The sequence below is a fragment of the Syntrophus aciditrophicus SB genome (genome assembly GCF_000013405.1).
GTDB classification, from domain to species: Bacteria; Desulfobacterota; Syntrophia; order Syntrophales; family Syntrophaceae; genus Syntrophus; species Syntrophus aciditrophicus.
Genome location: NC_007759.1, coordinates 1,056,314 through 1,078,920, shown reverse-complemented (window position 1 = coordinate 1,078,920; position 22,607 = coordinate 1,056,314). Strand labels below are relative to the sequence as shown.

Below are 22,607 nucleotides of genomic sequence, written 5' to 3'. Positions count from 1 at the left end.
TCCAAGTCCACCCACTGCCGCGCCGATGGCCGTACCGATCAGTGTGCTCTTCGTACTGTGACCGATAACCTGTCCGAGCAACGCTCCTGCTGCAACACCACCTGTTCTGGAGCCGCCTCAAGTACTATGGGCGGTGGTTCGCAGCCAACGCCTCCACCGTCATAGACGTCATAACCTGGCTCGACGTAGCAACCTTGGAGAGACAGTAAAATCAATACGACCATCGTTGCTAACTGTTTCATCTTGATCTTCCTAAAATGATCAATTCTCAAGATGGGCGAATTTGAATTTTCCCTCTCAAAAAGTGACAGCCCTTAAGCGTTTGATCATCTTTATTATAAAACCATCCCGTCACAGAGATTATGTCGCTGGGCTATTCAATCATCATCGTCATGATGGTGTCGTTTTTAGTATCCATGTCCTTTAACTCTGTATCCATGGCCTCTATAGTGTTTACTATAAGGCCCATTAGCATATGCGTGGCGATGATATGGGCGACGCTGATAATAAGCCGGATAGTATGCTGCCGCAGGAGGAGGCGGGGGAGAATAGACTACCACTGGTGGAGGGGGAGGCGCTGCCGGATATACCACTACAGCGGGAAAAGGTATGCCAAAAGATAATCCAACTGATACGTCAGCAGCCGAACTGGTCTTTGGTAAAAAACCTGTCGCTAACCCAAACATCGCTACAATAATCATCAATTTGACGAATTTCATAAATCTGCCTCCTTGTTCATTGTTTCTTTATTGTTTAAATATTCATCCATACTTTTACTGCACATTATAGCCAACCTCATACCACTCGAACATTCTTCTAAAAAACATGTTTATATTTATCAGGATATGGAATCCATGCCTCTAAATCAGCGTGGCGTTTCTGGTTATAAAGTACCCAAATGCAGTTCCACATGGAGATAAAATATCCAGTTTTCATGTCCTCTGCTTTTTTATATCATCACTGTTTGAAGGATTTGTGAGTCCAGTAAAAAGCAATGCGGTAACATGGCAAACGATGTCCTCACTGCTAAGTCCCTTCATTGTGGGAATCTGATCCCGAAGTTTTGCTGTTGCCAACGGAAGCATAGTCAATCCGATGATTGACCCGATAAGCAGTCGCGAATCGATACCGGAATTTATGACTCCCTGCTTCTGACCTTCAGCTATTTTCGCACTAAATTTATTCATCTTATCTATGGGAATGTTATTTAGCATCTTTTCTCGAAGAGCTCCTCCTTCGTTGACAATTTCTCTAATCCATAAAGAAGGAAGCCAAAGCATCGTTTCGCAGGTGTTGACGATTCTGTTTACCAGATCCCTTACCATAATAAGAGGATCATCTTCTTCTCCGGTAACCGGCTCCCAGATCATGTCAATGATACGACCTATTCTTTCTTCGATGATCGTATCCAGCAGAGAATCACGAGTTTTAAAGTAATAATGGATCATTGCCGGGTTGACACCGACACTTGCTGCAATTTCTGCCATTGTCGTCGCTGCGATACCCTGCTCTGCAAAGAGGGTAGTAGCTGCATCAAGAAGTAGCTCTCGTGTATTCTTATCAGTCATTGTAGCTTGCACTCCTTAATATTAGGACGTGATTTTGTCTCTGACCTTTTTTCTCATAACATCAGGATCGATATCAAGTTGATGAAAGACAACTTCCACGAACGGATTGTTCTTATCAAATAAGAACTCCCGTGGAGATATTGTCAAATGTTGTGGATGATATCTTTTCTCAGCGTATCCTTCTCAGCCAAAATTAAGCCGCTTCTTGCATGATGAGGCCGTCAACAAACCGGATTCCTTCAATGACCTTTCCGATAAGTTGATGCCCTTTGATTCTCTGCCAGGTTTTTTCCGCTTCCATTGCCAGCTTGAAAACCATGGTCAGCGTTGCTAACCGTGATCCACAGCCTTTTGTCCGATTTGTGCGCAGCCTGACCGTGGCAAAAGTGGATTCAATAGGATTGGTAGACCGGATATGACGCCAGTGCTCTGCGGGGAAATCATAAAACGCGAAAAGACTGTTCGTATCCTTCTCTAAGCAGTTGCAAGCCCTTTCATATTTCGCCTGATACTGTGACAGAAAATGATGAAAGGCCTTGAGGGCTTCCTCTTTTGTTGGCGCCATGTACATGTCCCGGATATGCACCTTGGCTCTCGGCTGAATACTCTTGGGCATCTTATCCAGAATATTAGCAGTCTTATGAACCCAGCAACGTTGCTCTATTGTTTCCGGAAATTCCTCCCGCAGGGCTGCCCAGAATCCCAGACCTCCATCGCCCACTGCCAACTTGGGACCTTCTTTAAGACCCCTGTGCTTGAGATCGCCCAGCATCTCCTGCCAGGCTTGTTTGCTTTCCCGATAGCCATCGAGAATGGAGACGAGTTCTTTCTTCCCGTTTTCCAATGTTCCCATAATGATCAGGATGCATTGCCGCTTATTCTCGGCATCTTCCAAACGAACATTGAAGTAAATGCCGTCTGCCCAGAAATAAACATATCGTTTGGAGGAAAGATCTCGTCTGGCCCAGTCTTTATAATCCTGCTCCCAGAGCCTCTTCAGCCGGACGATATTGGTCGCGGAAAGCCCCGATGCATTCTTCCCCAATATGGATTCCAGCACCTTGCTGAAATCTCCCGTGGAGATTCCTTTAAGATACAGTGCTGGGATTAAGGCATCAACCGAGGGAATCCGGCGCATATATCTCGGCAGAATATTGCTCGTAAAAAGCTGATCTTCTCTTTTGTCATGAATCCTGGGCTGTTTTAGCTTTAAGGGGCCGATACCTGTTACGATCTCTCTTTCAGGCAAGGAACCGTTTCTCACAACTAACCGCCTGTTCCTGGAGTCTTTTTCATTCTTAAAGCGGTCAATGTACTCGCTTACTTCGTTCTCAATCGCCGCCTGCAACATCCGGCAGGCTCCTTCTCGGATAATCAGTTCCAGGACGTTCTTTGCTTCTTCTTTAACTTGCTTTTCCCAATAATCGCGGTCATTATTCTCCACGGGCGTATCCTTTCCTCCCCTTCTTGCTAAAGGGGCTTCGTTTTTTGGATTAAACGTTTGGAGGATACGCCTTCTTTCTATCCTGTCCACAACTTTGGGTTATATCTCACTCCCGTGCCCGTTCGTCTTTTCCGCTGCTTTTCCTCAATGCCTCCATGGCTGAGAAAATGACGGCTAACCACAGCCTGTAAGGTCCGGAATCACGCATATACTCAAGATAATCTTGATCTAAGCTCATTTGAAATGACCCCCTAAATGCTTCTCTTTTATAGGAATTATTTTAGTTACCATACCACTTCAAATGCCATAGCAACTGGCGTGATTGCGTCTTTCATCCTGATTCGTACGATGTTCATGGTTTCTCCAATCGTAATTTTAGAAAGCTTTATGACACCAGCCCATCCAATGGTACTCATCGCCACCACAGCCTTCATGCTACGTCTATAGCGATGTAGAGAAACAAGAACAACACCATGGCTAAGAACAGCAATTGTTTCATGGTTTCCCCTTCTTTCTTAACACGGCCTTGTGCGCTCAAACGATCCTGTTAAGCAACTTTATCGTACTCTGTACATAATAAAGCTCAAAAGATACATTAAGCATTGAAATACACGGTTGAAGCACCTCATCATCAACTAATTAACTAATTAATTAACTTTAAGGCAAATTAACTAACTATTTAATTAAATGCAAGTCAAATAATCCTATAGATGAAAAAATGATCATCTTACTTCTTGAAAATAAACTGGCATAAAACTAAATTAAAGAAATAATAGATGTAATTCTAATCTGTTATGTATTGTCAATCATAGAAATAGACTTTGGGGGAAGGTGAATGATATACATCGAAGCTACTGATTTTTTCTTGATGGCTTTTTCTTTGCCCAAAAAAACAAAAGGGAACTACTAAATATGGATTTCCTTTTTAATTTCAATTGGCTGGGGAAACAGGATTTGAACCTATATTCACGGAGTCAGATTATGCCCCTGACATTTTCCGCAACCAAGCAATATCATTCCAATAGTTTAATATCACTGAATATTCACCTAAGAGAATTTATGAACTATTGGGAAGAAAAAAGACCATTTTTCGGGATTTTCTTTAGCGAAATTTTCCGGAAGCCGCTTCCCGACTTTGTCGCTCTTCACGACGAAATGCCTTGGATTGCTCCGGCTGGACAGGAGTTGCGGCAATGACCGCCTGGAACTGGCCTGTGACAGAGCGCTCAAGCTGAAGGCCATCGGATATCGCAGTCTCAGAAACATCCTGGATAAATATATCGAGGCAGCCGACATCACGGAGCACAGCGATGAGCTCTGCCGATTCACCAGAATATCCGAGGGAGCGACTACTATGCGGGAGGCGCCCAATGATGATGGAGCCCACGTTGACGAAACTTCACCGGATGAAACTCTCCGGCATGGCCGAGGCACTCACCGAGCAGAGTAAGAGCACACAGTACTCCGGACTTTCCTTCGAGGAGCGAATCGGGCTCCTCGTCGACCGGGAGATGACAGTCCGGGACAACCGTCGTCTTACAAAACTCCTGAAGAGCGCAAGGCTGCGTTATTCCCATGCCTGCCCCGAAGAAATCAACTTCCGGACGCCGCGGGGGCTTTCCAGAGAAGTCATCCTTTCCCTGATACAAAACGACTGGATAACGGAAAAACAGAACGTGATCATCACGGGTCCTACCGGCAGCGGCAAGACCTTCATTGCCTGTACCCTTGCCAACAGTGCCTGCCGAAACGGTCACAGCGCCCATTACATCCGGTTGCCCAGGTTGCTTCAGGAACTTAATATTGCCCGCGGTGACGGCAGTTACGGAAAACTCCTTGCCCGTCTCGCTCGATATGCCCTGCTGATCATCGATGACTGGGGGTTGGCAAAACTCAATGACAAGGAACGAAGAGATCTCCTGGAGGTTCTTGAAGATCGCCACGGCTTCACGTCCACCCTCGTCTCCAGTCAGATTCCAACGGAGAAATGGCATAACATCATTGGAGACCCGACCATTGCCGACGCAGTACTGGACAGGCTGATCCACAATGCACACATCATCACCATGAAAGGATAATCGATGAGAAAACTGCTATCAAAGAACAAATGAACTGGACACCCTCAAACTGAAACAACAGCAGGAAGATCTGAGAAAAAATGCTGTCCAGTTCAAATCGGAATCACTTTTCAGTCAAAACCGGAATGACTGTCCAGAAAAATCGGATTGCGCAGCCTTTATGTATTTCATATTATCGCTCGTTTTCTTATCCCGTTTGTTTTGTTGAGCAGATAATGTCCGGTCGAGTCAAAGGAGATGAACCGGCTGCACTTTAAAAAACCAGAGAGCTCAGCCGGAAAGAAAAAAACTTGGACAGAACTTTCTGTCAAAATCGATTACACGTTAAAATCTCAGGTCCTGCTTATCTCTTCCAATATGAGGACTTCCGGCTCTCCTGAGACCCACGATTCAAGTCTTGGGAAAAATTCTTTAAAATACGGAGTGGATGAATGAAAATTAAAAGCATCCTCATCTCTGTATTGTTCCACCATAACTAAAATGTTCGGATTGTTCTTCTCTCGGTTCAGGCAATACAGAACGGTTCCCTCTTCCTTGGCCACCTTCGCCATCAATGTTTTAAATTCTCCCAAGGCTTCCTCCCTTTTTCCTTCCATAATTGGCAGTTTGGCAATAACCGTAATCATGTGGCTGTCTCCTTTTTAGTATTGATAAGGTGTTGTTCAGAGGATTATTATTAAACGGAAAAAAGATCAATCAACAAAAGCTTGTAAATATCGTGCTCCAATTGATAAAAAGTCGTGACCGGTGTCATGATCGTTTCTGTGACATAACCTCAGCAAAATTCGTTGATTGAAGAGAAAGCCATGAAATACCCTATACCTATCGTTCGATTGATCATACCGGATTCAGAAGGAAAGGTATTGATCCTGAAACGATACCAAAGTGAATATGCGGCTGGACAATGGTGTCTTCCGGGTGGAAAAGTGGATTATGGCAGCACCGTAGAAGAAACAGCTGTAAAAGAACTTCACGAAGAAACTGCCTTGACTTGCACGTCAATGAAATTCCTTTTTTACCAGGATAGCCTGCCGTTCGCAGAAGGAAAAATGCATTGTCTCAATCTGTATTTGGAATGCGCCGTGAAGGGAGAGATTCTATTAAATGAGGAATCGTGTGATTATGCCTGTATCGGACCTTCAGAACTGAAACGGTATGAAATCGCATTCCGTCATGATCTTGGCCTGATTCGATACTGGCAGGAAATTATCAAAGCATAATAATAATGATGAGGACACCATAATGATCTTTCGGATTACTTTAAATTGGCCAGGAAAATTGGAGTCACACCTTCACTTGCTCTTCCATCCGACAAGGAGAAAAATGCCTTGATATACTGGAGTGCTAATCTATTCAAAGCCAAGCACACCCAATATATGATCCTGCGAAACACAGCATCTCTATACTCCATGGTTATGTATGGACGAGGAATTACCAACGAGAAACAGTTTGTTCAAGAAACCTTGTCCACTATGAAAGAGTTTATAACCTTGGATGGGAATGAGATGTTCTTTAATATGATTAATGAGTTAGAAGATAAAAACGTCCTGTTGTCCAAAATGACTGACCGGCGAGTAACGGGTTCAATTAATAATCTGATATTTCAGACAAAATTCCATCTCCTTCACGACCGGAAATCGTCACTTGAGGCCCCATTTCGACTGAATGAATCCTCGATGTCTTATCTGAGCTACAAGAGTCCGAAAGATGAGTTCCTGAAACTGCTGTTTGTGGATGGGAAAGCATAGTTTTTCAAGAATGGTGAAGAGAATAGAACGGGAACTCAAAACAGTCAGAATTATGATTGATCTATACTGCCGGCATCATCATGGTACCGATAAACCTTGCGAATCCTGCCGGGGATTACTTGAATATGCCATGCAGAGGGTTCTCCGGTGCCCCTTCAGGAAGGGCAAACCGGTGTGCGCCAAATGTCCGATCCATTGCTATAAACCGGATATGAGGGAAAAGATCAAAACAGTCATGCGATTTTCCGGACCAAAGATGATCTACTCCCATCCGATTCTTGCAGTAAGACATTTGATCGATGCACAGAAACAGCCTCCGAGTTTGACCGGCAAGGGTGGAAAGTAATCATCAATAAAAAAACGAATTGTGGTGCCTCTTTTATAAAGATTGTAACGATAAAAAATGAGCAAAAACTACGTCTACATCCTGGAATGTTCCGATAAAACCCTGTACACAGGATGGACCGTTAACATAGAAAAACGGCTTCAGGAACATAACAGCGGCAAATACGGGGCAAAGTATACCAAATCACGGCGACCCGTTAAATTGGTCCATCTTGAAATGGTCGATAGTTTGTCGGGGGTCTTGAAGCGAGAGGCACAGATCAAAAAGATGTCTCGTGCGGAGAAGTTGCAGTTAATAAAACAAAACCCTGAAAGGATGTAAGAAATTGCCTCTATTTATCCTTAAACGGCTTAAATAGGTATTCCAGTCCATTGACTTTGATCTCATGAACCATTTTAAGAAGGTCTCCGAGTTCACCCCTGGGGAAACCTTCGGGGGAGAACAAGAGGATATAGTGCCCGGGAGATTCACAAGATGAAAGCCATCATACTTCCCGAACGGTATTTTTATTTTCGCCAATTCCAAGAGGACGTTCTTATCAGAATGAACTTCCCGATCTTCAGAATTCATGGAGTATACGTGTAATCATTGTTCATGATTGTCGATTCGTGGTGACATGGTTCAGAATATCTGGCAGGAGATAGTTTCGGTTGTCCTGGGTTATTTCAATCAATTCAATATCCGGCCGGCTTTTGACATGGGCAATCAAACCCGTCCCTTAGATGCTGCCGTGGCAACAACCAATTTGTCTGAAGAGAGCAGTTCACTGCTCAAGTCAGTGAACACCGTTGAAAAGTACTCCATCTCACCGATCTCATCAATAATAACAAGTCTTTTAGCTGGATGACGAAACGGAATGTCGCCGATAAAATTCTCAAAGCTGGAAAGATCAACGTCATATTTTCCCACCTTGGATCGGCTTCGGGTATCCTCCTGAGATAGAATGCTTTTCTCGACACTAACGCTGATCAGGGAAAATCTCGAATACCATTCTCCCGGATTTCTTCCGTATAAAACCCGATAGAGTTAAGATCTCGTATCTCAGTTAGATGACCCTTGATCAAGGTCGTCTTTCCTATTCCTGATAATCCCGTAATGATGATGTTTTTTTCATTGCAGTGATATATTATTCAACTTTTTTATCCAAAGGAAATTTAAATGAAATATTGAACAGAAAAGAGCATCAGTTCAAACCTAAATAATAATCAACATTATCACTGGTTATCACATCAATGCCCGTATCAATTCTTTGTGGAATTGGAACACCGATTGAAGCTTGCCATAACATCAAAATCGACATTGAGCCCTGCATTCTCGGAATGGTTGACGATGATGATTCTAGTGCCCCTTGCTTTATTGCTTCAAGTATCGGTTTAATTCCATCCATACCGACAGCTTTTACTTTACCAACCCTGCCGGCTTCCTTTATCGCTGCGGCAATGCCTATCGGACCTGATGCGTCACAGCACAAGTAACCTTTCAGGTCAGGATTCGATGCAAGAACAGATTTTGCCTGTTGCTTTGCAGTTTGAATATCGTCATTGTCAATGCCTCCATCAACAATTGTTATGCTGGGATATTTTTTCAATACGGCGATTTGTGCCTCATAACGTTCTTTATGGTTTGGTGCCGTCGGAAAACCTTGCATTACAGCAACCTTTCCAGTTCCTCCGATCAACCCAACCAGACGTTCAGCAGCAATAACTCCCTGCTGAGTAAAGTCGTTCCCGACACTTAAAATCCCGGCTTTCGGAGACGGAGAGTCGAATACAATAACCGTAATACCTTGTTTTCTGATTTTGTCTATAACTGGCATATTGCCGATGGCAACAAGAGGATCGATGGCAATGCCATCGGGACCAGTTGATGCGGCCTTTTCAAGAATTGAGTTCTGCTCAGCTACGTCAGCCGATTTCGGCGCCATATAATCGACAGTAACTTTGATACCCAGTTGTTTTTCAAGTAATTCAGCTTGATATAGAGCACCCTTATTTACTTCATCAAACCAAGGGTGAACTACTTTAGGGATTATTACAAAGCGTAGGTCCTTTTTGAGAGTCATTGATCTGGTTATCTCCTTTCTTTTAATATCGTCAGCGTTAACCAGTCCATATAGTCCAAATAAGAGGATAAAGACAGACAATAAATTCAAAAGCCTTTTCATGATCTTCTCTCCTTCCATTTGAGCTGTGTGTAATTTATTCGGACTTGAACCCCTTCTTTTATTGCCGATCTTCCAAGTTCTCAGATTAACAATACAGGATTATAAAGACACAAACAATCGGTCCTATTATGAATTATTTCCTGTAAAACCATTACTTTAGGATAAAAATATGCTTAGATGCATAAGAATAAAGATGGGTCTGTTTTTGCCATAAGCTCATGAGATATGATTGAAACCTTAAATGGAGTGAACTGGTAGGAGAATTTTCTATATAGCAAAAATGAGCAAAGCTGTTTGCATGCAAATTTTTTCCTTTTATACATCAGCCAGGCATTTGATAAATTGGCGAATTTGCGTACTTTCAATTGTAAATCTTTAACTTTGGTCTTCAACTGATCAAAACGATTTGTAGATACCGTTCTTGTCAAGCCAAAATTGGCTTGAAGTTAGGGTCATATTTTTTCCCGGATTTCAGAACACCAAAAATCACATGAACCAATTTGCGCATAATTGCGCAAACAATAACCTTCTCATTTTTGCCCTTATTTTTCAGGCGTTTATAAAAATCAATCATCACGGGATTACATTGAATGGACACCAGGGCCGGCGTATACAACGCTTTTCTGAGCTTGGCATGTCCGATTTTTGATAATCTGGGCTTTCCCTTAATCGACGATCCTGACAACTTTTCTCGCGGTGCAAGTCCTATGAAAGCCACCATTTCACGAACGTGATTGAATTTATCCAGATCGTCCAGCTCTGCCATGAGTCGTGGAATGGTGGCTTTGCCCAAAACGGGAATAGATTCCAGCAATTCCTCTTTCTCTTTGAGCTGTGGATTTTTCCTTATTAATTCGTCAATTTGTTTCCTGAGTTTTTCAATTTCCCGATCCAGATAAGCAATATGCTCTTTGATCATCGAAGTAACAGATTCGTGCGATGTGCTGAGCCGGTTTTTCTCCTGACTGCGCATGTCGATCAGGCTATCAACCCGTCTGACCAGAGCTTCCAAGGATCTCATCTCTGGTAAAGGTGGAGTCCATTCCTTGGGCTTCATGGCCAGACAGAACCGGGCAATCAGGGCAGCATCCATCTTGTCCGTCTTGGTACGAATCATCTCACTCTGAGCAAAACCTTTGATCCTGGCAGGATTGATGATACTGACGATGTGACCCGCATCATGAAGATAGACCGCTAAATCCTCCCCGTAACTACCAGTTGCTTCCAGATAGGCATGTACCTTCTCAACCTCCTGCTTCGTAAGCCAAAGGGTCAATGCCTCAAATCCTTCCACTGAATTTTTGCAGGTCTTATGCTTGGTCTTCCCATCGACAAGAAGGGCAGCATCAAATTTCTGCTTCGCCAGCACTATCCCAAGAACAGCGGATAAAGACATAATAAGCCACATCTCTTAAACAATGAATATGATCTTCAGTAAAAGCGCTTCGTTCGAATCAATCTTGTAAGTGCAAACTCATTCCCATTTGAGAAGGTTTCTGGTACCGTTCGAGTTACAGAACAAAGCAGGTGGGAGGAGGATCTACTCTACAAACCATGCTCATGGGCATTAGATGAAACACAGATTCCCTCCTCCCATTTTACCCCAGCACACTGGGGAGTAATTCATAACATTCATTGACCCATAAGAACACAAGATGAAATAGTTCATACACGAACTCGCCTCTCATGCGGCAAATTTCCTCTCTGCCAAACTTTCTGAGTCAACATGAATTATCCGTACATATTTCTCAAGTCGGATTCTGAGCTTAGGAAAAAACATTTTGATAACTGCCACGAAGAGAGTGTTGATAAAGAACATTATAAGAATTCAATATATTAGGGAACTATATCAACAGGTCTTGTTTATAACTTCACTGATTTCTGTGGAGAGGAATGACGAAACAGGAAAAATTAATAGAGATTTACCTGATTGCCTATATAACAGGCAATCTCAATCCTATATAATGCCGCATTTAAAGAGTAAAGCAACCCTGATTAGTTACGGGAAATATTCCATCTGCAAACTGGCATAGGCAGATATGGGATTAAGCGGAATTGAGCTGTTTATCTGAACAGGACGTGGAAAACATCTTTTCTCGGCCCGATTCTTATCGTATCTTCTAAGAAACCGCTTATTGAACCGACTGGATATGCTGTGGCAACTGCCGATCCGGTCGATTGTAGGCCAATGGTTAAACTCGAAGAAGAAAAAGTACGTGTTGGTTTATATCCGGGGGTATGCGCAGGAACTTGAGAACATACACCCAGTGAACCCTTTCCCCGGTGAAAGGAGCGCAGCGCATTTACGAAATTGTAATCAAATCAGCGTTGCTCAACAAATTATCGTGAACAAGACCCGAATTGACAGTAACCCCGACTTTACCCCCTGTACAGCGCTCTCAAGCATACTTTTTTCGCCATATAGCTGCCCGCGCCAGAACATCACATCTTTTCCTGTATATGTAACTTATTTGTTGAAAAATACTGTCCGACACGGTATAGCTGTGATGCAGCCGTGGGTGAGAACCCTAATTTGCCCTTCGTGACAGATTAACTTTCTCTGCGTACCTCACGGCTGCACCTTTTAATGCAAAGGCGAAAAACCCCAGCCAATATTCAGTCATGCCGGGAGGTTGGCGCGGAAAACGAAGTGCAAAAATAATTTGGGTTGGTTTTTTATAACCAATCTTAATGCATCCTCTCCGCCTTCAACCACACCATAACATCCCGGACTTTTTCTTCACAGCTTCACAGCCGAAAAAATCAAGTCTATCCAACTCGCCAATAGCACGCGCCAGCGCATCAAACCTTTCATTCTCACGATGTCTTTCATGCTGCCTTATCCACACCCCCTCAAAATGATGCCGTTTTGACCAAACGATCAGTTCTTCTCACAGATCGCTTAAATACGGTCTTCATGGCGGCAATCACCCAGCCTCTACCCGGCCAGTCATCAATCCTGTCGGCATGTCGTTATGATATTTGCTATCCTTTGTCATTGTTATCCGGCTATAGGCCGGCCGCTTCCGACATTGAGAAGACGCTCTGGCTTTTGTTGGCAGGACTTTGCGGTAATCAAGTTGATCAGACAACAGAAAAGTCATCGGCAATGGTTAAGATTGAGGGGGAAACGGTATCAATTTAGAGGTGAGAAAATTACTGCTTCTGAGATGTTTTTAAGGATGGTATTGATTAACTTTGAGTATTGCTGCCTGTAGTTCACAAATTCTCATTATCATAAAGAGTCAGAATTACTATGCGTTATCATTATTGTGCTTTCAAAGTAATTATTATATGAAAAAATGAGTGTTTTCTATTGAAACAATAATGAATATGAAACCGTAAGGAGGTTAACATGGCAGAGTTACTTGTATTTCATGGTGGGAATCCTTGACCGACCTGCAGAAAGGCTATAGGCGTAGCTGAGGAGATGAAGGAAAAGTACGATGACAGGCTGGAACTGCAAATCTTCACGACAGATTCGAAAGAAGCGGAGCCCTATCATTTTGTTAGAAGCTCAACGAATTTTTTGTTTGAAAAAGAGCTTGTGCCAGTTGGCATCGTAACTGATAAGGACAAAGCGGAAGAAAGTCGTATTTTCGTCATATTAAACGGAGAGCGGTAAGTGAAGAATTTATTAGGTTATTTTATAAAAGGTCTATTGGTTTTTGTGCCGGCAGCTTTGACCGTTACGATAATTGTTTGGGCTGTCAGAACGTTCGATGGTCTATTGAATCTTCCAATTCCCGGCCTGGGTTCTGCTATGACAGTTGCATTTATTACACTGATCGGTTTTTTGGCTTCAAATTATTTTGGGAATAAATTGTTTGCCCTCATAGACCGGATTTTTATCAGATTGCCCGTGGTCAAATTGTTGTACGCAGCCATTAAAGACTTTGCACATGCATTAGCCGGCGAGAAGAAAAGTTTTGATAAGCCGGCCATCGTAGAAATTATATCAGGTGGACCTAAAGTAGTGGGATTTATTACAAGGGAAGACCTGAGTATGTTGTCCCTGTCAGAACACGTCGCGGTTTACCTGCCGCAGTCGTATAATTTTGCCGGTCAGGTATTGATATTTCCGTCGGACAGGGTTAGCCCTCTGAATATAGAAAGCTCTAAAGCGATGGCTTTTATTGTTTCCGGCGGGGTTTTGGGAAAGCAGCGAATGAAGTGACAAGCTCCAACAGAGCTCTTTTAAATCGGCGGCATCTTTTAAATCAGAGAGGGATTCTACTGGGACAAGGACCGCGCGACACAGTAAATCAGGGCGGAAATGAGTGCCGAAATCGGAATGGTGAGAACCCAGGCCCAGATTATCGTTCCGGCGATCCCCCAACGGACGGCACTAAATCGAATTGTGGAACCGACTCCCAATATCGCTCCCGTGATGGTGTGGGTTGTGCTGACCGGAATGCCCGCCAGAGAGGCTCCAATGATAGACATGGCAGCTGCTGTCTCCGCACAAAACCCGCCTATCGGTCGAAGCTTTGTGATGCGGGTACCCATCGTTTTTACAATTCTCCACCCTCCCGAAACCGTTCCCAGTGCAATGGCTGCATGGCACGTAATGATGATCCAGAAGGGGATGTGGAAAGTCGGCCCCAATAGTCCACTGCTGAAAAGGACCATGGCAATAATACCCATGGTTTTTTGTGCGTCATTCATGCCGTGCCCCAAACTGTAAACAGCGGCCGAAAAAAGCTGCATTTTTCGGAATACATGATCCATTTTAGTAGGATGAGCCCTGCGGAACAGGTGCAGAACAAGTAGCATAAGCACGAATCCAATCATCATGCCGATGACCGGCGAAACAACAATGAAGATGGTTGTTTTGGTGATGCCCTTCCAGACAAGGACTTCTGTTCCCCCTTTTACGATCCCGGCGCCAATCAGCCCTCCGATCAGTGCGTGGGATGAACTACTCGGCAATCCAAAATACCAGGTGATGAGATTCCAGATAATTGCCGCACTCAGTGTGGCGAAGATGAGCAGATTATCAATAATGCGCGGGTCGATGATGCCGGTTCCGATTGTTTTGGCAACCGGGACACCGATAAAAAGAAAGGCTATAAAATTGAAAAATGCCGCCCAGAGGACTGCATATTTCGGTGAGAGTACTCGGGTGGAGACCACGGTGGCAATGGAGTTTGCAGAATCGTGAAAGCCGTTGATGAAGTCAAAAATCAGAGCCACTCCGACCAAAAAGATAACAAAGAAAAGAGAATCAAGCATTTTTCAGAACGATCCCCTCGACAATATTGGATACATCTTCGCAGACATCAATAGCCTCTTCGATCCGCTCAAAAATTTCCTTCCACTTGATGAGTTCGACCATGTCCTTTTCATGTTCGAACAGGCGAGTCATCGCTCTTCTTAAAACTTTGTCACCTTCATTTTCAGCTGTGTTGATATCAACGCAGGCATCGATGATTGTCCGGGCATCTTTCATATTCCTCAAGGCATGGATGACTTCTTTTATCCTGGAGATTGCCTTATTGAGAATAAACGCCTGCTCTATCAACTCCGGTGCAGGCTCCTTGATCCTATAGAGGAACATTCGGACAGCACAGGCTTCGGTTATATCCAGAATACTGTCCATCCTGTTGACGAGAGCGTAGATGTCCTCCCTGTCCAGAGGGGTCAAAAAGGTTCTGTGCATCCTCTCATAAGTCCTGTGGGTGATTACATCAGCCTCGTGTTCGATTTCCTTGAGCCGGGCAATCTTGGGCTCAGCCTGTTCGTAGTGTTCCACAATGTCCAGGAACAGAAGGCCTCCCTCTCCGATTTTGACAGCCAGCTCTTCGAATAGATCGAAAAATTGTTCCTCTTTGGGGAAAAATCCCATCTGGTGCTTCCTCCTTATGACCGCAACTTTGAAAATAATAAAGTGTCATCAAAACTGTTTCCAATGAAATGAATGAAAATAGCACAGTGCTTACAGGATAATTGTTTCAATTTGATGACAGAATGATGAATTTTTTGTTAAATTTTTAATGACGTGGACCTGAAAGTAGGTAGGAAAAAAATAAAGTCGGAGAAAAGAAACGTATTTTCATCATTACCAAACGAAACATGCTACTCGAGCGTATTAACCGTAAGTGTCATTATCAATCCGTAATCAATACAATCTATAATTCAATTTTTGTATCCAAGATTCCCTTGACACGCAAGACCGTCCTTTCTATATTTCATTCCGTAAAAAAGAAGTTGTTATACAGGAATTTGTTGCATTGTGTTTTGGAAATAAAATAAAATTTTGTGAATGCGATAGTAAATACATATTGAAAGAAGACGGAGGAATCAGGGTGGTGTATATTCGCTCTTTTACAAAAGTAATGGCAGTTACAGTTTTAATTATGTTTCTTCTGTTTGGTTTGACACAGACGTTACTCGCACAGCAGCCGGCTGGGAAGATCTTGAAAAAAGATATTCCGCAGACCAAGACGGCTCCGGCCGCAACCCGTTCCGTATTAACGGGGAAGATGCTTGAGAATATCAAGATCACGAACCTCTCGGTACAGGATCCTCAACTGAACTGTATTGGGGAGTGGAATGCAGTCATAGTCAACCCGAACAATGCCGACCTAACATTCGCTGTTGAGGTTTACCAATTCGACACGAAGTCGGGACAGTGGCATACAGTAGGGCCGGCACAATCAGTGCAGTTGACGCAGAACGAGCAGAAGCCCCTTAGAGGCCAATGGGAGAGGAGGATGCACGCCCAGAAGTTAAAATTGTCCGTAAAGCGCGCTTATACGGTCTACAAGGAGCGTGAGATAACCCTTCCCGCTTTGCCCTCGCCGAATGTCGAGATCACAGAAATCGCTATCACCGATACAGGGTATAGAGTACATATCACAAACAAGGGTACGGCAGCGCAGTGCTTCCTGGGCAGACAATGTTATAAGATGGCAGAGCAGACCGGGCCGACGACCGGAGGGCTGGACGGTGTACCGATAAAGCTGCCGGGCAGTTCAACAATCGTCTCGAATGGTCATCCGTCCGCAGGCTGGAAAACCGGAACGAATTTTATCAAGTGCGATATTAGAAATCTTGCCACCGATACGGTGGTGACAACAAAGACCGTACCCGTGATCCAGTGATAAGCATCGTTGAAGCTTCACTATAAGCGAACCAGCTTTATGAAATGGCTGGCGGCCATTTGTTCACACATACTCAACCGGGGAAAGAGGCGATTACAGACGATGCCGACTGCTGTATTCGAAAGACCGTCCATTCCGTTGATTTCCTTGCATTGCCTGGGAGGAGACGGTTAAACTGTTAAGTTTTATTTGCTGAAGCCGCGTACAAGAACCTTGTTAATCTTATTTTATTTCGATCCGAAATCAATGGATCTACGGAAATCGTTACTCAAAGCTTTGTAGATGAAGCCGATTATCAACAGAACTCAAATTTGAGGTAATGCAGGCTGCAGATCCCGGGACGGAAGTAACTGTGCAAGAAAAATTGAAGCAAATTTCTTTTTCAATAATGCCTTGCGACACTTAGAACGATCCAGACAAATAAACCGATGATTCTAATTTCTTAACTATCACCCTTCTCATTCCTAATAAATACCCGGAACCATGAAATTCAGCGATTATTTCTCAATGATTCCAATTCATTAAAAACTAACTTTTCATAATTGTGTTGAGAGATGGTCGGGAGCTGTCCGATCAAGAGAAAAAAAGGGATCTACTTCCCGGGAGTGCTGATTCCATTAAATTTTATTTTTGATTCCCCAGAACAGCCCCTAAATGAAAAATATTACGGCATAGCTATCGAATATCAGTGAAATTAATCACGTCACTCCAATTGAATTTGATGGGTTACGAGAATAGGATTTAATCAAGAGAAGCGATCCAGGAAACATACAGAATTACAACTCACCCACACGTGCGGCATGCAAAGGAAAGGAGAATAAAAATGCAAACATTAACGTACCTTGATCATGTGCATGAGTCTGGGGCTTACAAGCCAGGGGGTAACCATCACTCTGAATGCTGTGGAGGTCGGTAAAAACTGGCAAGGTCCTTCCTATTCGATGACAACCCTTTCGTTGTAGGCGTATGCAATGTATTGGATATAGATATGGAAACCTTCAGAGAGACGTTGGAAGCCGCAATATAGAAGAGCATGGAATTCAAGAGAGCACTGTAGGGCGCTTAAGACTTCGCGACTGAAAAATAAATCGTTTTGCGTAGAAAATAACCGGCATTATCGCATTTACAGGGGAGGACAAGCGGACAGCGCATCGAGTTTACAGCAAGGGCCTTTCACGTTGATGGGTTCTTTGCTTCTGTGCCGTCGCCAATGGCTTCAAGGGCAATTATTTCGGCAGAGGATGCCCTGAATCTCGGGAAATCTTTGGCTCGATCATTCCCAGAAAATCCCCAGACGACGTCTTATCTCATCTGCAGTTGCTACTTCAGGCACAAGACAACAAACATTTTTCTCCTCCCCACGTATGTGCCTTTCCGGTATCCTGGGCGATATGGTTCCGTCGTCCCACACAATGTCAAAAAGAGCATTTCCTCCCGTCAAAATAACTTCAAATTTGCCATCGGCTGAAAAGTCCATCCTTTTAACTGTTTCCGGCTTTTGTTCGCCTTTTATTCGGAAGATAATCCCGAATTTGTAGCCTTCGTTAGTCATCACGAATACTCTTTGACCTATCGCTATCGGTTTTCCTTCCATCTTCGTGTCATATTCTATCATTTCTTCAAAGCTGTATTCTTTCATTGTTGATCCTTATCATCCCAACTTTGTGATCACTTCCTCCATCTTCATTTCTTCTGCCGGATAGGGCTTCAACAGGGATAGCAGTTCCTCTTTATTTTGATTTTCTGGGTTAATCCAGAGCGATGCGCTCTCTTTTGAGAAAATCACCGGCATCCGGTCATGAACCGGCATGATCAGTTCATTCGAATCCGTCGTTATTATCGTACAGGTTTGAATCTGCTTTTGTTCGGGTGATGTCCAGCTTTCATAGAGACCGGCAAATCCGAAAGGATTTCCTGATTTAAGGCTGAAGCAGAACGGCACATTCCACTTCTCCAGTTTTTGCCATTCATAGAATCCATCGGCAATAATCAAACAGCGACGTCTTTTGAAGGCGCTTCGGAAACTTGGCTTCTCTGATACGGTTTTCGCTCGGGCATTGAACATCTTGCTTCCGATGGATGGATCTTTAGCCCATGATGGAATCAGCCCCCACCGGAAATTGACAAGGCGGTTTTTCTCGTCACGAATAACAGCAGAAACCAACTGACCGGGTGAGATATTCTTGCCTGTTTTATACTCGCAGGCAATCTCCTGAATATCGAAGTGCTCTGTGATTACGGACAAATCCGTTAGGAGGACAAAACGACCGCACATTTCTTCACTTTACTTCCTCTTGCTGAATACATCGATTGCTAAGGGAATTGTACTGATAGCCCCCACCAAAAACATCGCCCATCCCAGCTTCTTACGTCTTTTCATATCCAGCTTATCAGCGAGTAAAAGTGCAACTCCAGCGCCAGCGATTACTCGGGTTCCGGCAATCATAGCAATTTCCGGTATCGTCAATCCTGTTTTTTTCATACGATCACCTATAGAGATGTCTAGGTTAATAGGTGGGGGGTTAAACAAAAAAAGAAGAAAGGCCGCCGTGGAGGTTTAAATGGTCGGAGGCTGGAGTTGCTTGCACCTCCATGGCAGGATCAATTTCAGCGAGCAGTTTCACCAGAATTGATGGCCTTTCTTCTATTTTGAGGAATATCTTTAAAAAGGCAGTTGGAGAGAGCTGCCTGTGCCGTATTGTCTTGTTCTGGGAGTCACGCTTTCAAAATCTTGGTCTATTTAGGGCGATCATCGCCACGAAGACCCTGTGATTATTTTTCTGTTCGGCTCCAGATACGTAACTCATGCGATCACTGCAGCTCATCTCTTTTAATTAAATAATACACTTTATGATAAAAATGTCAAGATAATCTAACTGAATCACTGGCAATAAGTTTTTTGTCATCTTGGCAGAAGAACAAATGTTCTATAAACAGGAGTCGTGAGCGACATCATTTTCAGCCTTTCTTCCTGGCCAAGAGCCATTGTGCATATTGACACGGTGACGCCTTCTTTACCTCCTGCGAAGAGTTGATTCATCCCGAGTTGAAAGGGAAAGCCGTGATAACAGGCAGAGAAAGGGGCATTGTGGCCTGCGCCAGTTATTCCGCCAAGAAAATGGGAATTTCCCGAGGCTTTCCTCTGAATCAGGCAAAAATCATCTGTCCTGATCTCATTATCCTGCCTTCAGATTACGAGACCTACAGCCTCTTTTCCAGACGGATGTTCAACATCATGAGGCGTTTTACACCGGATGTGGAAGAGTATTCCATTGACGAAGCATTCTGCGATATTACTGGATTGCGCATAGGCCTCTGTTTATTGCTTCCTGAAAGAGAGTGAATTCGCCTTGCCTTTTCCATCCAATATTTGAAGTGGTAATGGTGAACGTCTACAAAACAAAAAGGGTAGAACCATTCCTGATCCTACCCTAATTTCCTTTCATAAATAATCATACTTCATGAACCTTTTCCTTATGCCTGTCAATCCAATCAGGACATGTGGAAGGAAGGCAGAAGAATTAACATCTAACATAAAACCGGAGCCTTTTTATTCCGCTGCAGCCATTAGAATTCTCAAAAATCCTCTGCAGGAACTTACGTGTTTAACTCCTTTTATTTATAAGACAACTCCGCTTCGCCGACTGGTTCTTGTCCTGTGGTAATAAGTACGGCCCTTGAAGCTTCATCCCATTGGAAAAATACAGACTCGTTCCTTAAAAGATCGATGCTGTCGTGAAGAGCTGCTTGTCCAAAATAAGCATTATAGATCAAATCACCGCTGGAACTGGACAAGGTGTTGGCAGGAATTGTGGCGACGCCATCTCGATAAAACCAAAGCGTTGCCCGTCGCTTCTCCTGCCAGTAAAGATGGATAAACCCATAGACATCGGGAAATTCTGGATTATTAGGCGCAACCAAGTGAACCTCATAATTATCGATAGCAAACGATTCCAATGCCATTTAATGGCCTCCTTTCCTTTAAAGAGTTTAACAAAATATAGCTAAATACTAAGAAATATAGGCTGTCATGTCAACGAAATAAAGAGAAATGGATGAGAAAGGCCCAATGATTCGGATGTATATGAAATCATCATGTCAATACTTTAATCAAAGCTGATTAGACCGTGGAAACGACATTGGCAAGCAGAAAATTACGGAAAGAAAGGTGTCAACTTAGAGGCAAGAAAATTGATGTTTCTAAACTGTTTAGCAAGATTGTCTTTGTCATTTGCGAAAATTTCTTCCTGTAAGGGATCAACCAGGCCTTCTCTTTCACATGCAATATTTTAATCGGAAATTAATGATCCTAAAGTGAATAAAGACCTATCCTTACCCTTATTCACAAGCTATATTCTTATCTTATAATCAGGGTTTTGCTCGTAACAATTCATACTGGGGCTGATTGTGTGAGTATGCACTATGCTGTATTTGTAATAACATATTTGCTGTTCTCATTTTCTCGTTCTCACTTTTCTACTGCCACACCACTTCAATACAACACAGTGTGGATCATACAGCCATCAGGCATGTCCAGGGGGGGGGGGGTGAACTTAGAAAAACCCGATATTCTCGTCCGATTTAGAGGGAGGATCAAGTAAACTGTTTGTTAGCTCCAGTCCCACTAGAGGCTGGGAACATCTCGACAATTGGACAATATACACTAACGCATGAGAAACGCGGTCAAGCGTTTAGGGCGTCCCAGAACATCCGTTAACAGAATTGGTGGTAAAGAACCGGAGCAAAGGATGCTGTCATGTTAATCGTATCGTTTACCCTTCATTGGGTCCATATCGAAACAACCACCGATAGAGGTAAACAGGAATAGCTTCGCGTTCCTTAAAAAGGAGGTTCAAAATGAAAGCAAAGGATATTCGCCCGCTCGGTGCCGAAGGCTACGCGGAGTCTTACATCAGCTTGCGCAATAGTCTGATCGTGGAAGCCGAGAAGCGCCATGCTGCAATTCAAGAGTCTGAGCAAGCTAACGAGTGGCGCAAGAATTGCCCTTCGACAGGACAGGAGTATTTGTTGCGCACGCTGGCGCTCGACCGCGAACAGATAGACTTCTGGTCTAAGGAGAAGGGCGAAGCCTACCGGAAGCATTACGCCGAAGTCGTGGAGCCCAGACTTACAGAGACGCAGAGCCATAAACATCTTCCCTTCAGGGATGACCTGGGGTCATCCGACCCCCGCATCGATCACCCGATCCCCTATGCGATGCTGTTTATAGCGAGCGACGAGACCCTGTTAGGCGAAATTCCGGATGGTGTTGAACTGCACCATTCACTTTTTTGGTATGAACTTCAAAACAATTGGAGCCAGTGTAAGAGCTTTTTTATCGATCATTGGGGGGAAGGCAACGGCCTAGTCGGCTTTTTCCCCGCATACGATAATTCCGATTGGGTTGAGGTCTACTGGGTCTTTCAATACGACCCTCCCTCCTCATCTCTCTGGAGTTGTTCCTCACAGATGCATTTCGAGGGAAGTATCCACTGCTGGGCCAATGACGCATGGTACGAGAGCCTCTATGCGCGGATTTTCTTGTATAGCAGGCTCTCGGTACGGCCCATGTTCGGCTGGGGGGTGGGGTACCAAGAAACGGAGAAGACGGTGTTCGATTATTCTGGGCAGAATATCGATATAGCTGTTGCAGGAGGATGTTGGGACAACGATCTGGGCCCGCTTTCACCGAACCCAAACTATGTCAGTCAACCACACTGGGTGGTCGTCTCCGTGGAGGGGCAAGCAAGATGGCGTGGGTGTTCCCACGTGATGCTCAATTTCTCGAAAGGCTGCCTCATCAACCCGTACATGCCTTTCGGGGCGTACTGCATGAGCACGACGGTGTTCAACCCGCTAGTGCTGAAGGTGGTCTGGCCTTTCTGATTGAAACTTGATGCATTTCCAAGTGCTGATCATTAAATTGATGAGCGTCACGAACGTGGAAAGCGGTTGGGTTTGATGGCATGATGGTACCAGGTTAAAGATCGGTCTGATATCATCCATAAAACAAATATGGGGAAGAAGATATAACCCAAAGTTGTAGACAAGTTAGAAAGAATGCATATCCTCCAAATGTTTAATTAAAAAAACACCTTCATGCATTAAGAAAGGTAACAATTGTCTTCTTCCAGTTCTCTAGTACCACGTAAC

Annotated in this window: 22 protein-coding genes and 4 pseudogenes; 11 read left to right on the top strand and 15 right to left on the bottom strand. The window is 43.9% G+C overall.

Translation table 11 applies throughout. The features are described from left to right. Positions 1 to 24: 24 nt before the first annotated feature. The 4 genes and pseudogenes from SYN_RS17015 to SYN_RS16760 form a co-directional block, all read right to left on the bottom strand. A pseudogene (locus tag SYN_RS17015) lies at positions 25 to 81 on the bottom strand (hypothetical protein); the annotation flags it as partial. Positions 82 to 932: 851 nt separating this feature from the next. Beyond that, the gene (locus SYN_RS04965; RefSeq protein ID WP_049749905.1) at positions 933 to 1,568 is read right to left on the bottom strand and encodes a TetR/AcrR family transcriptional regulator; all 636 of its coding nucleotides are present in this window, start codon (positions 1,566 to 1,568) and stop codon (positions 933 to 935) included. A 193-nt stretch (positions 1,569 to 1,761) separates the two neighbouring features. Further along, positions 1,762 to 3,012 carry an IS256 family transposase gene (locus tag SYN_RS04960; RefSeq protein ID WP_041584729.1) on the bottom strand — a complete coding sequence of 417 codons (1,251 nt, stop codon included), beginning with the start codon at positions 3,010 to 3,012 and terminating at the stop codon, positions 1,762 to 1,764. Positions 3,013 to 3,118: 106 nt separating this feature from the next. Beyond that, the gene (locus SYN_RS16760) at positions 3,119 to 3,250 is read right to left on the bottom strand and encodes a hypothetical protein (protein WP_258165158.1); all 132 of its coding nucleotides are present in this window, start codon (positions 3,248 to 3,250) and stop codon (positions 3,119 to 3,121) included. Between the two features lie 915 nt (positions 3,251 to 4,165). Between SYN_RS16760 and SYN_RS16210 the strand changes: the two are divergent. Both SYN_RS16210 and istB read left to right on the top strand, forming a co-directional pair. Further along, positions 4,166 to 4,386: pseudogene (locus SYN_RS16210) on the top strand (IS21 family transposase); the annotation flags it as partial. Beyond that, entirely contained in the window at positions 4,383 to 5,090 is a 708-nt protein-coding gene (gene istB, locus SYN_RS04950) for an IS21-like element helper ATPase IstB (RefSeq protein WP_041584742.1), read from the top strand. The pseudogene SYN_RS16210 and the gene istB, both read left to right, overlap by 4 nt. Before the next feature lie 332 nt (positions 5,091 to 5,422). Here istB and SYN_RS04945 read toward each other — a convergent pair whose 3' ends face one another. Continuing rightward, a complete protein-coding gene (locus SYN_RS04945; protein WP_011416958.1) occupies positions 5,423 to 5,716 on the bottom strand; it encodes a putative quinol monooxygenase in 294 nt (97 codons plus the stop codon). A gap of 180 nt (positions 5,717 to 5,896) precedes the next feature. Here SYN_RS04945 and SYN_RS15140 point away from each other — a divergent pair, with 180 nt between their 5' ends. Genes SYN_RS15140 through SYN_RS04925 form a run of 4 tightly spaced genes read left to right on the top strand, consistent with a single transcriptional unit; the run spans position 5,897 to position 7,505 of the window. Further along, a complete protein-coding gene (locus SYN_RS15140) occupies positions 5,897 to 6,310 on the top strand; it encodes an NUDIX hydrolase (RefSeq protein WP_083756443.1) in 414 nt (137 codons plus the stop codon). Positions 6,311 to 6,355: 45 nt separating this feature from the next. Further along, the gene (locus SYN_RS04935) at positions 6,356 to 6,838 is read left to right on the top strand and encodes a DUF6933 domain-containing protein (protein ID WP_011416956.1); all 483 of its coding nucleotides are present in this window, start codon (positions 6,356 to 6,358) and stop codon (positions 6,836 to 6,838) included. Next, complete coding sequence (locus SYN_RS17010) at positions 6,825 to 7,184, top strand: nitrous oxide-stimulated promoter family protein (protein ID WP_353740322.1); 360 nt, start codon at positions 6,825 to 6,827, stop codon at positions 7,182 to 7,184. The genes SYN_RS04935 and SYN_RS17010 overlap by 14 nt, the downstream gene beginning before the upstream one ends. Positions 7,185 to 7,241: 57 nt before the next feature. Further along, on the top strand, positions 7,242 to 7,505 hold the full coding sequence (locus SYN_RS04925; protein ID WP_011416954.1) for a GIY-YIG nuclease family protein: 264 nt from the start codon (positions 7,242 to 7,244) through the stop codon (positions 7,503 to 7,505). Between the two features lie 10 nt (positions 7,506 to 7,515). On the opposite strand, the pseudogene SYN_RS17005 reads toward SYN_RS04925, so the two are convergent. The 4 genes and pseudogenes from SYN_RS17005 to SYN_RS04910 form a co-directional block, all read right to left on the bottom strand. Continuing rightward, positions 7,516 to 7,754 (bottom strand): annotated as a pseudogene (locus SYN_RS17005) (DUF3820 family protein). Positions 7,755 to 7,889: 135 nt separating this feature from the next. Continuing rightward, positions 7,890 to 8,248, bottom strand: a pseudogene (locus SYN_RS04920) (nucleoside-triphosphatase). 119 nt (positions 8,249 to 8,367) lie between these two features. Next, positions 8,368 to 9,348, bottom strand: coding sequence for a substrate-binding domain-containing protein (locus tag SYN_RS04915; RefSeq protein WP_158302923.1), 981 nt, complete (start codon positions 9,346 to 9,348; stop codon positions 8,368 to 8,370). A 424-nt stretch (positions 9,349 to 9,772) separates the two neighbouring features. Further along, positions 9,773 to 10,744: an IS110 family transposase gene (locus SYN_RS04910; RefSeq protein ID WP_041584739.1), complete on the bottom strand. Its 972-nt coding sequence runs from the start codon at positions 10,742 to 10,744 to the stop codon at positions 9,773 to 9,775. A gap of 1,959 nt (positions 10,745 to 12,703) precedes the next feature. Between SYN_RS04910 and SYN_RS04905 the strand changes: the two genes are divergently transcribed. Both SYN_RS04905 and SYN_RS04900 read left to right on the top strand, forming a co-directional pair. Then, positions 12,704 to 12,973: an HSGNPxU motif (seleno)protein TsoX gene (locus tag SYN_RS04905; RefSeq protein ID WP_337661182.1), complete on the top strand. Its 270-nt coding sequence runs from the start codon at positions 12,704 to 12,706 to the stop codon at positions 12,971 to 12,973. Continuing rightward, positions 12,974 to 13,525: a DUF502 domain-containing protein gene (locus SYN_RS04900; protein ID WP_011416949.1), complete on the top strand. Its 552-nt coding sequence runs from the start codon at positions 12,974 to 12,976 to the stop codon at positions 13,523 to 13,525. Between the two features lie 56 nt (positions 13,526 to 13,581). On the opposite strand, the gene SYN_RS04895 is transcribed toward SYN_RS04900, so the two are convergent. Continuing rightward, the gene (locus tag SYN_RS04895; RefSeq protein WP_011416948.1) at positions 13,582 to 14,583 is read right to left on the bottom strand and encodes an inorganic phosphate transporter; all 1,002 of its coding nucleotides are present in this window, start codon (positions 14,581 to 14,583) and stop codon (positions 13,582 to 13,584) included. Next, positions 14,576 to 15,196: a DUF47 domain-containing protein gene (locus SYN_RS04890; protein WP_011416947.1), complete on the bottom strand. Its 621-nt coding sequence runs from the start codon at positions 15,194 to 15,196 to the stop codon at positions 14,576 to 14,578. The genes SYN_RS04895 and SYN_RS04890 overlap by 8 nt, the downstream gene beginning before the upstream one ends. 460 nt (positions 15,197 to 15,656) lie before the next feature. Here SYN_RS04890 and SYN_RS04885 point away from each other — a divergent pair, with 460 nt between their 5' ends. Further along, positions 15,657 to 16,454: a hypothetical protein gene (locus SYN_RS04885; protein WP_148202488.1), complete on the top strand. Its 798-nt coding sequence runs from the start codon at positions 15,657 to 15,659 to the stop codon at positions 16,452 to 16,454. 1,273 nt (positions 16,455 to 17,727) lie between these two features. Here SYN_RS04885 and SYN_RS04880 read toward each other — a convergent pair. The 3 genes from SYN_RS04880 to SYN_RS04870 are packed head-to-tail and all read right to left on the bottom strand — an operon-like array spanning position 17,728 to position 18,936. Then, positions 17,728 to 18,093 carry a hypothetical protein gene (locus SYN_RS04880; protein ID WP_011416945.1) on the bottom strand — a complete coding sequence of 122 codons (366 nt, stop codon included), beginning with the start codon at positions 18,091 to 18,093 and terminating at the stop codon, positions 17,728 to 17,730. Between the two features lie 12 nt (positions 18,094 to 18,105). Further along, positions 18,106 to 18,729: an SOS response-associated peptidase gene (locus SYN_RS04875; RefSeq protein WP_011416944.1), complete on the bottom strand. Its 624-nt coding sequence runs from the start codon at positions 18,727 to 18,729 to the stop codon at positions 18,106 to 18,108. A 9-nt stretch (positions 18,730 to 18,738) separates the two neighbouring features. Continuing rightward, on the bottom strand, positions 18,739 to 18,936 hold the full coding sequence (locus tag SYN_RS04870; RefSeq protein WP_041585397.1) for a hypothetical protein: 198 nt from the start codon (positions 18,934 to 18,936) through the stop codon (positions 18,739 to 18,741). 579 nt (positions 18,937 to 19,515) lie between these two features. Here SYN_RS04870 and SYN_RS04865 point away from each other — a divergent pair. Further along, positions 19,516 to 19,797: a hypothetical protein gene (locus SYN_RS04865; RefSeq protein ID WP_237671311.1), complete on the top strand. Its 282-nt coding sequence runs from the start codon at positions 19,516 to 19,518 to the stop codon at positions 19,795 to 19,797. A gap of 272 nt (positions 19,798 to 20,069) precedes the next feature. On the opposite strand, the gene SYN_RS04860 is transcribed toward SYN_RS04865, so the two are convergent. Continuing rightward, a complete protein-coding gene (locus SYN_RS04860) occupies positions 20,070 to 20,417 on the bottom strand; it encodes a hypothetical protein (RefSeq protein ID WP_011416941.1) in 348 nt (115 codons plus the stop codon). Between the two features lie 894 nt (positions 20,418 to 21,311). Between SYN_RS04860 and SYN_RS04855 the strand changes: the two genes are divergently transcribed. Next, positions 21,312 to 22,340, top strand: a complete 1,029-nt coding sequence (locus tag SYN_RS04855) for a hypothetical protein (protein WP_011416940.1) — start codon at positions 21,312 to 21,314, stop codon at positions 22,338 to 22,340. The last annotated feature ends 267 nt before the right edge of the window (positions 22,341 to 22,607 follow it).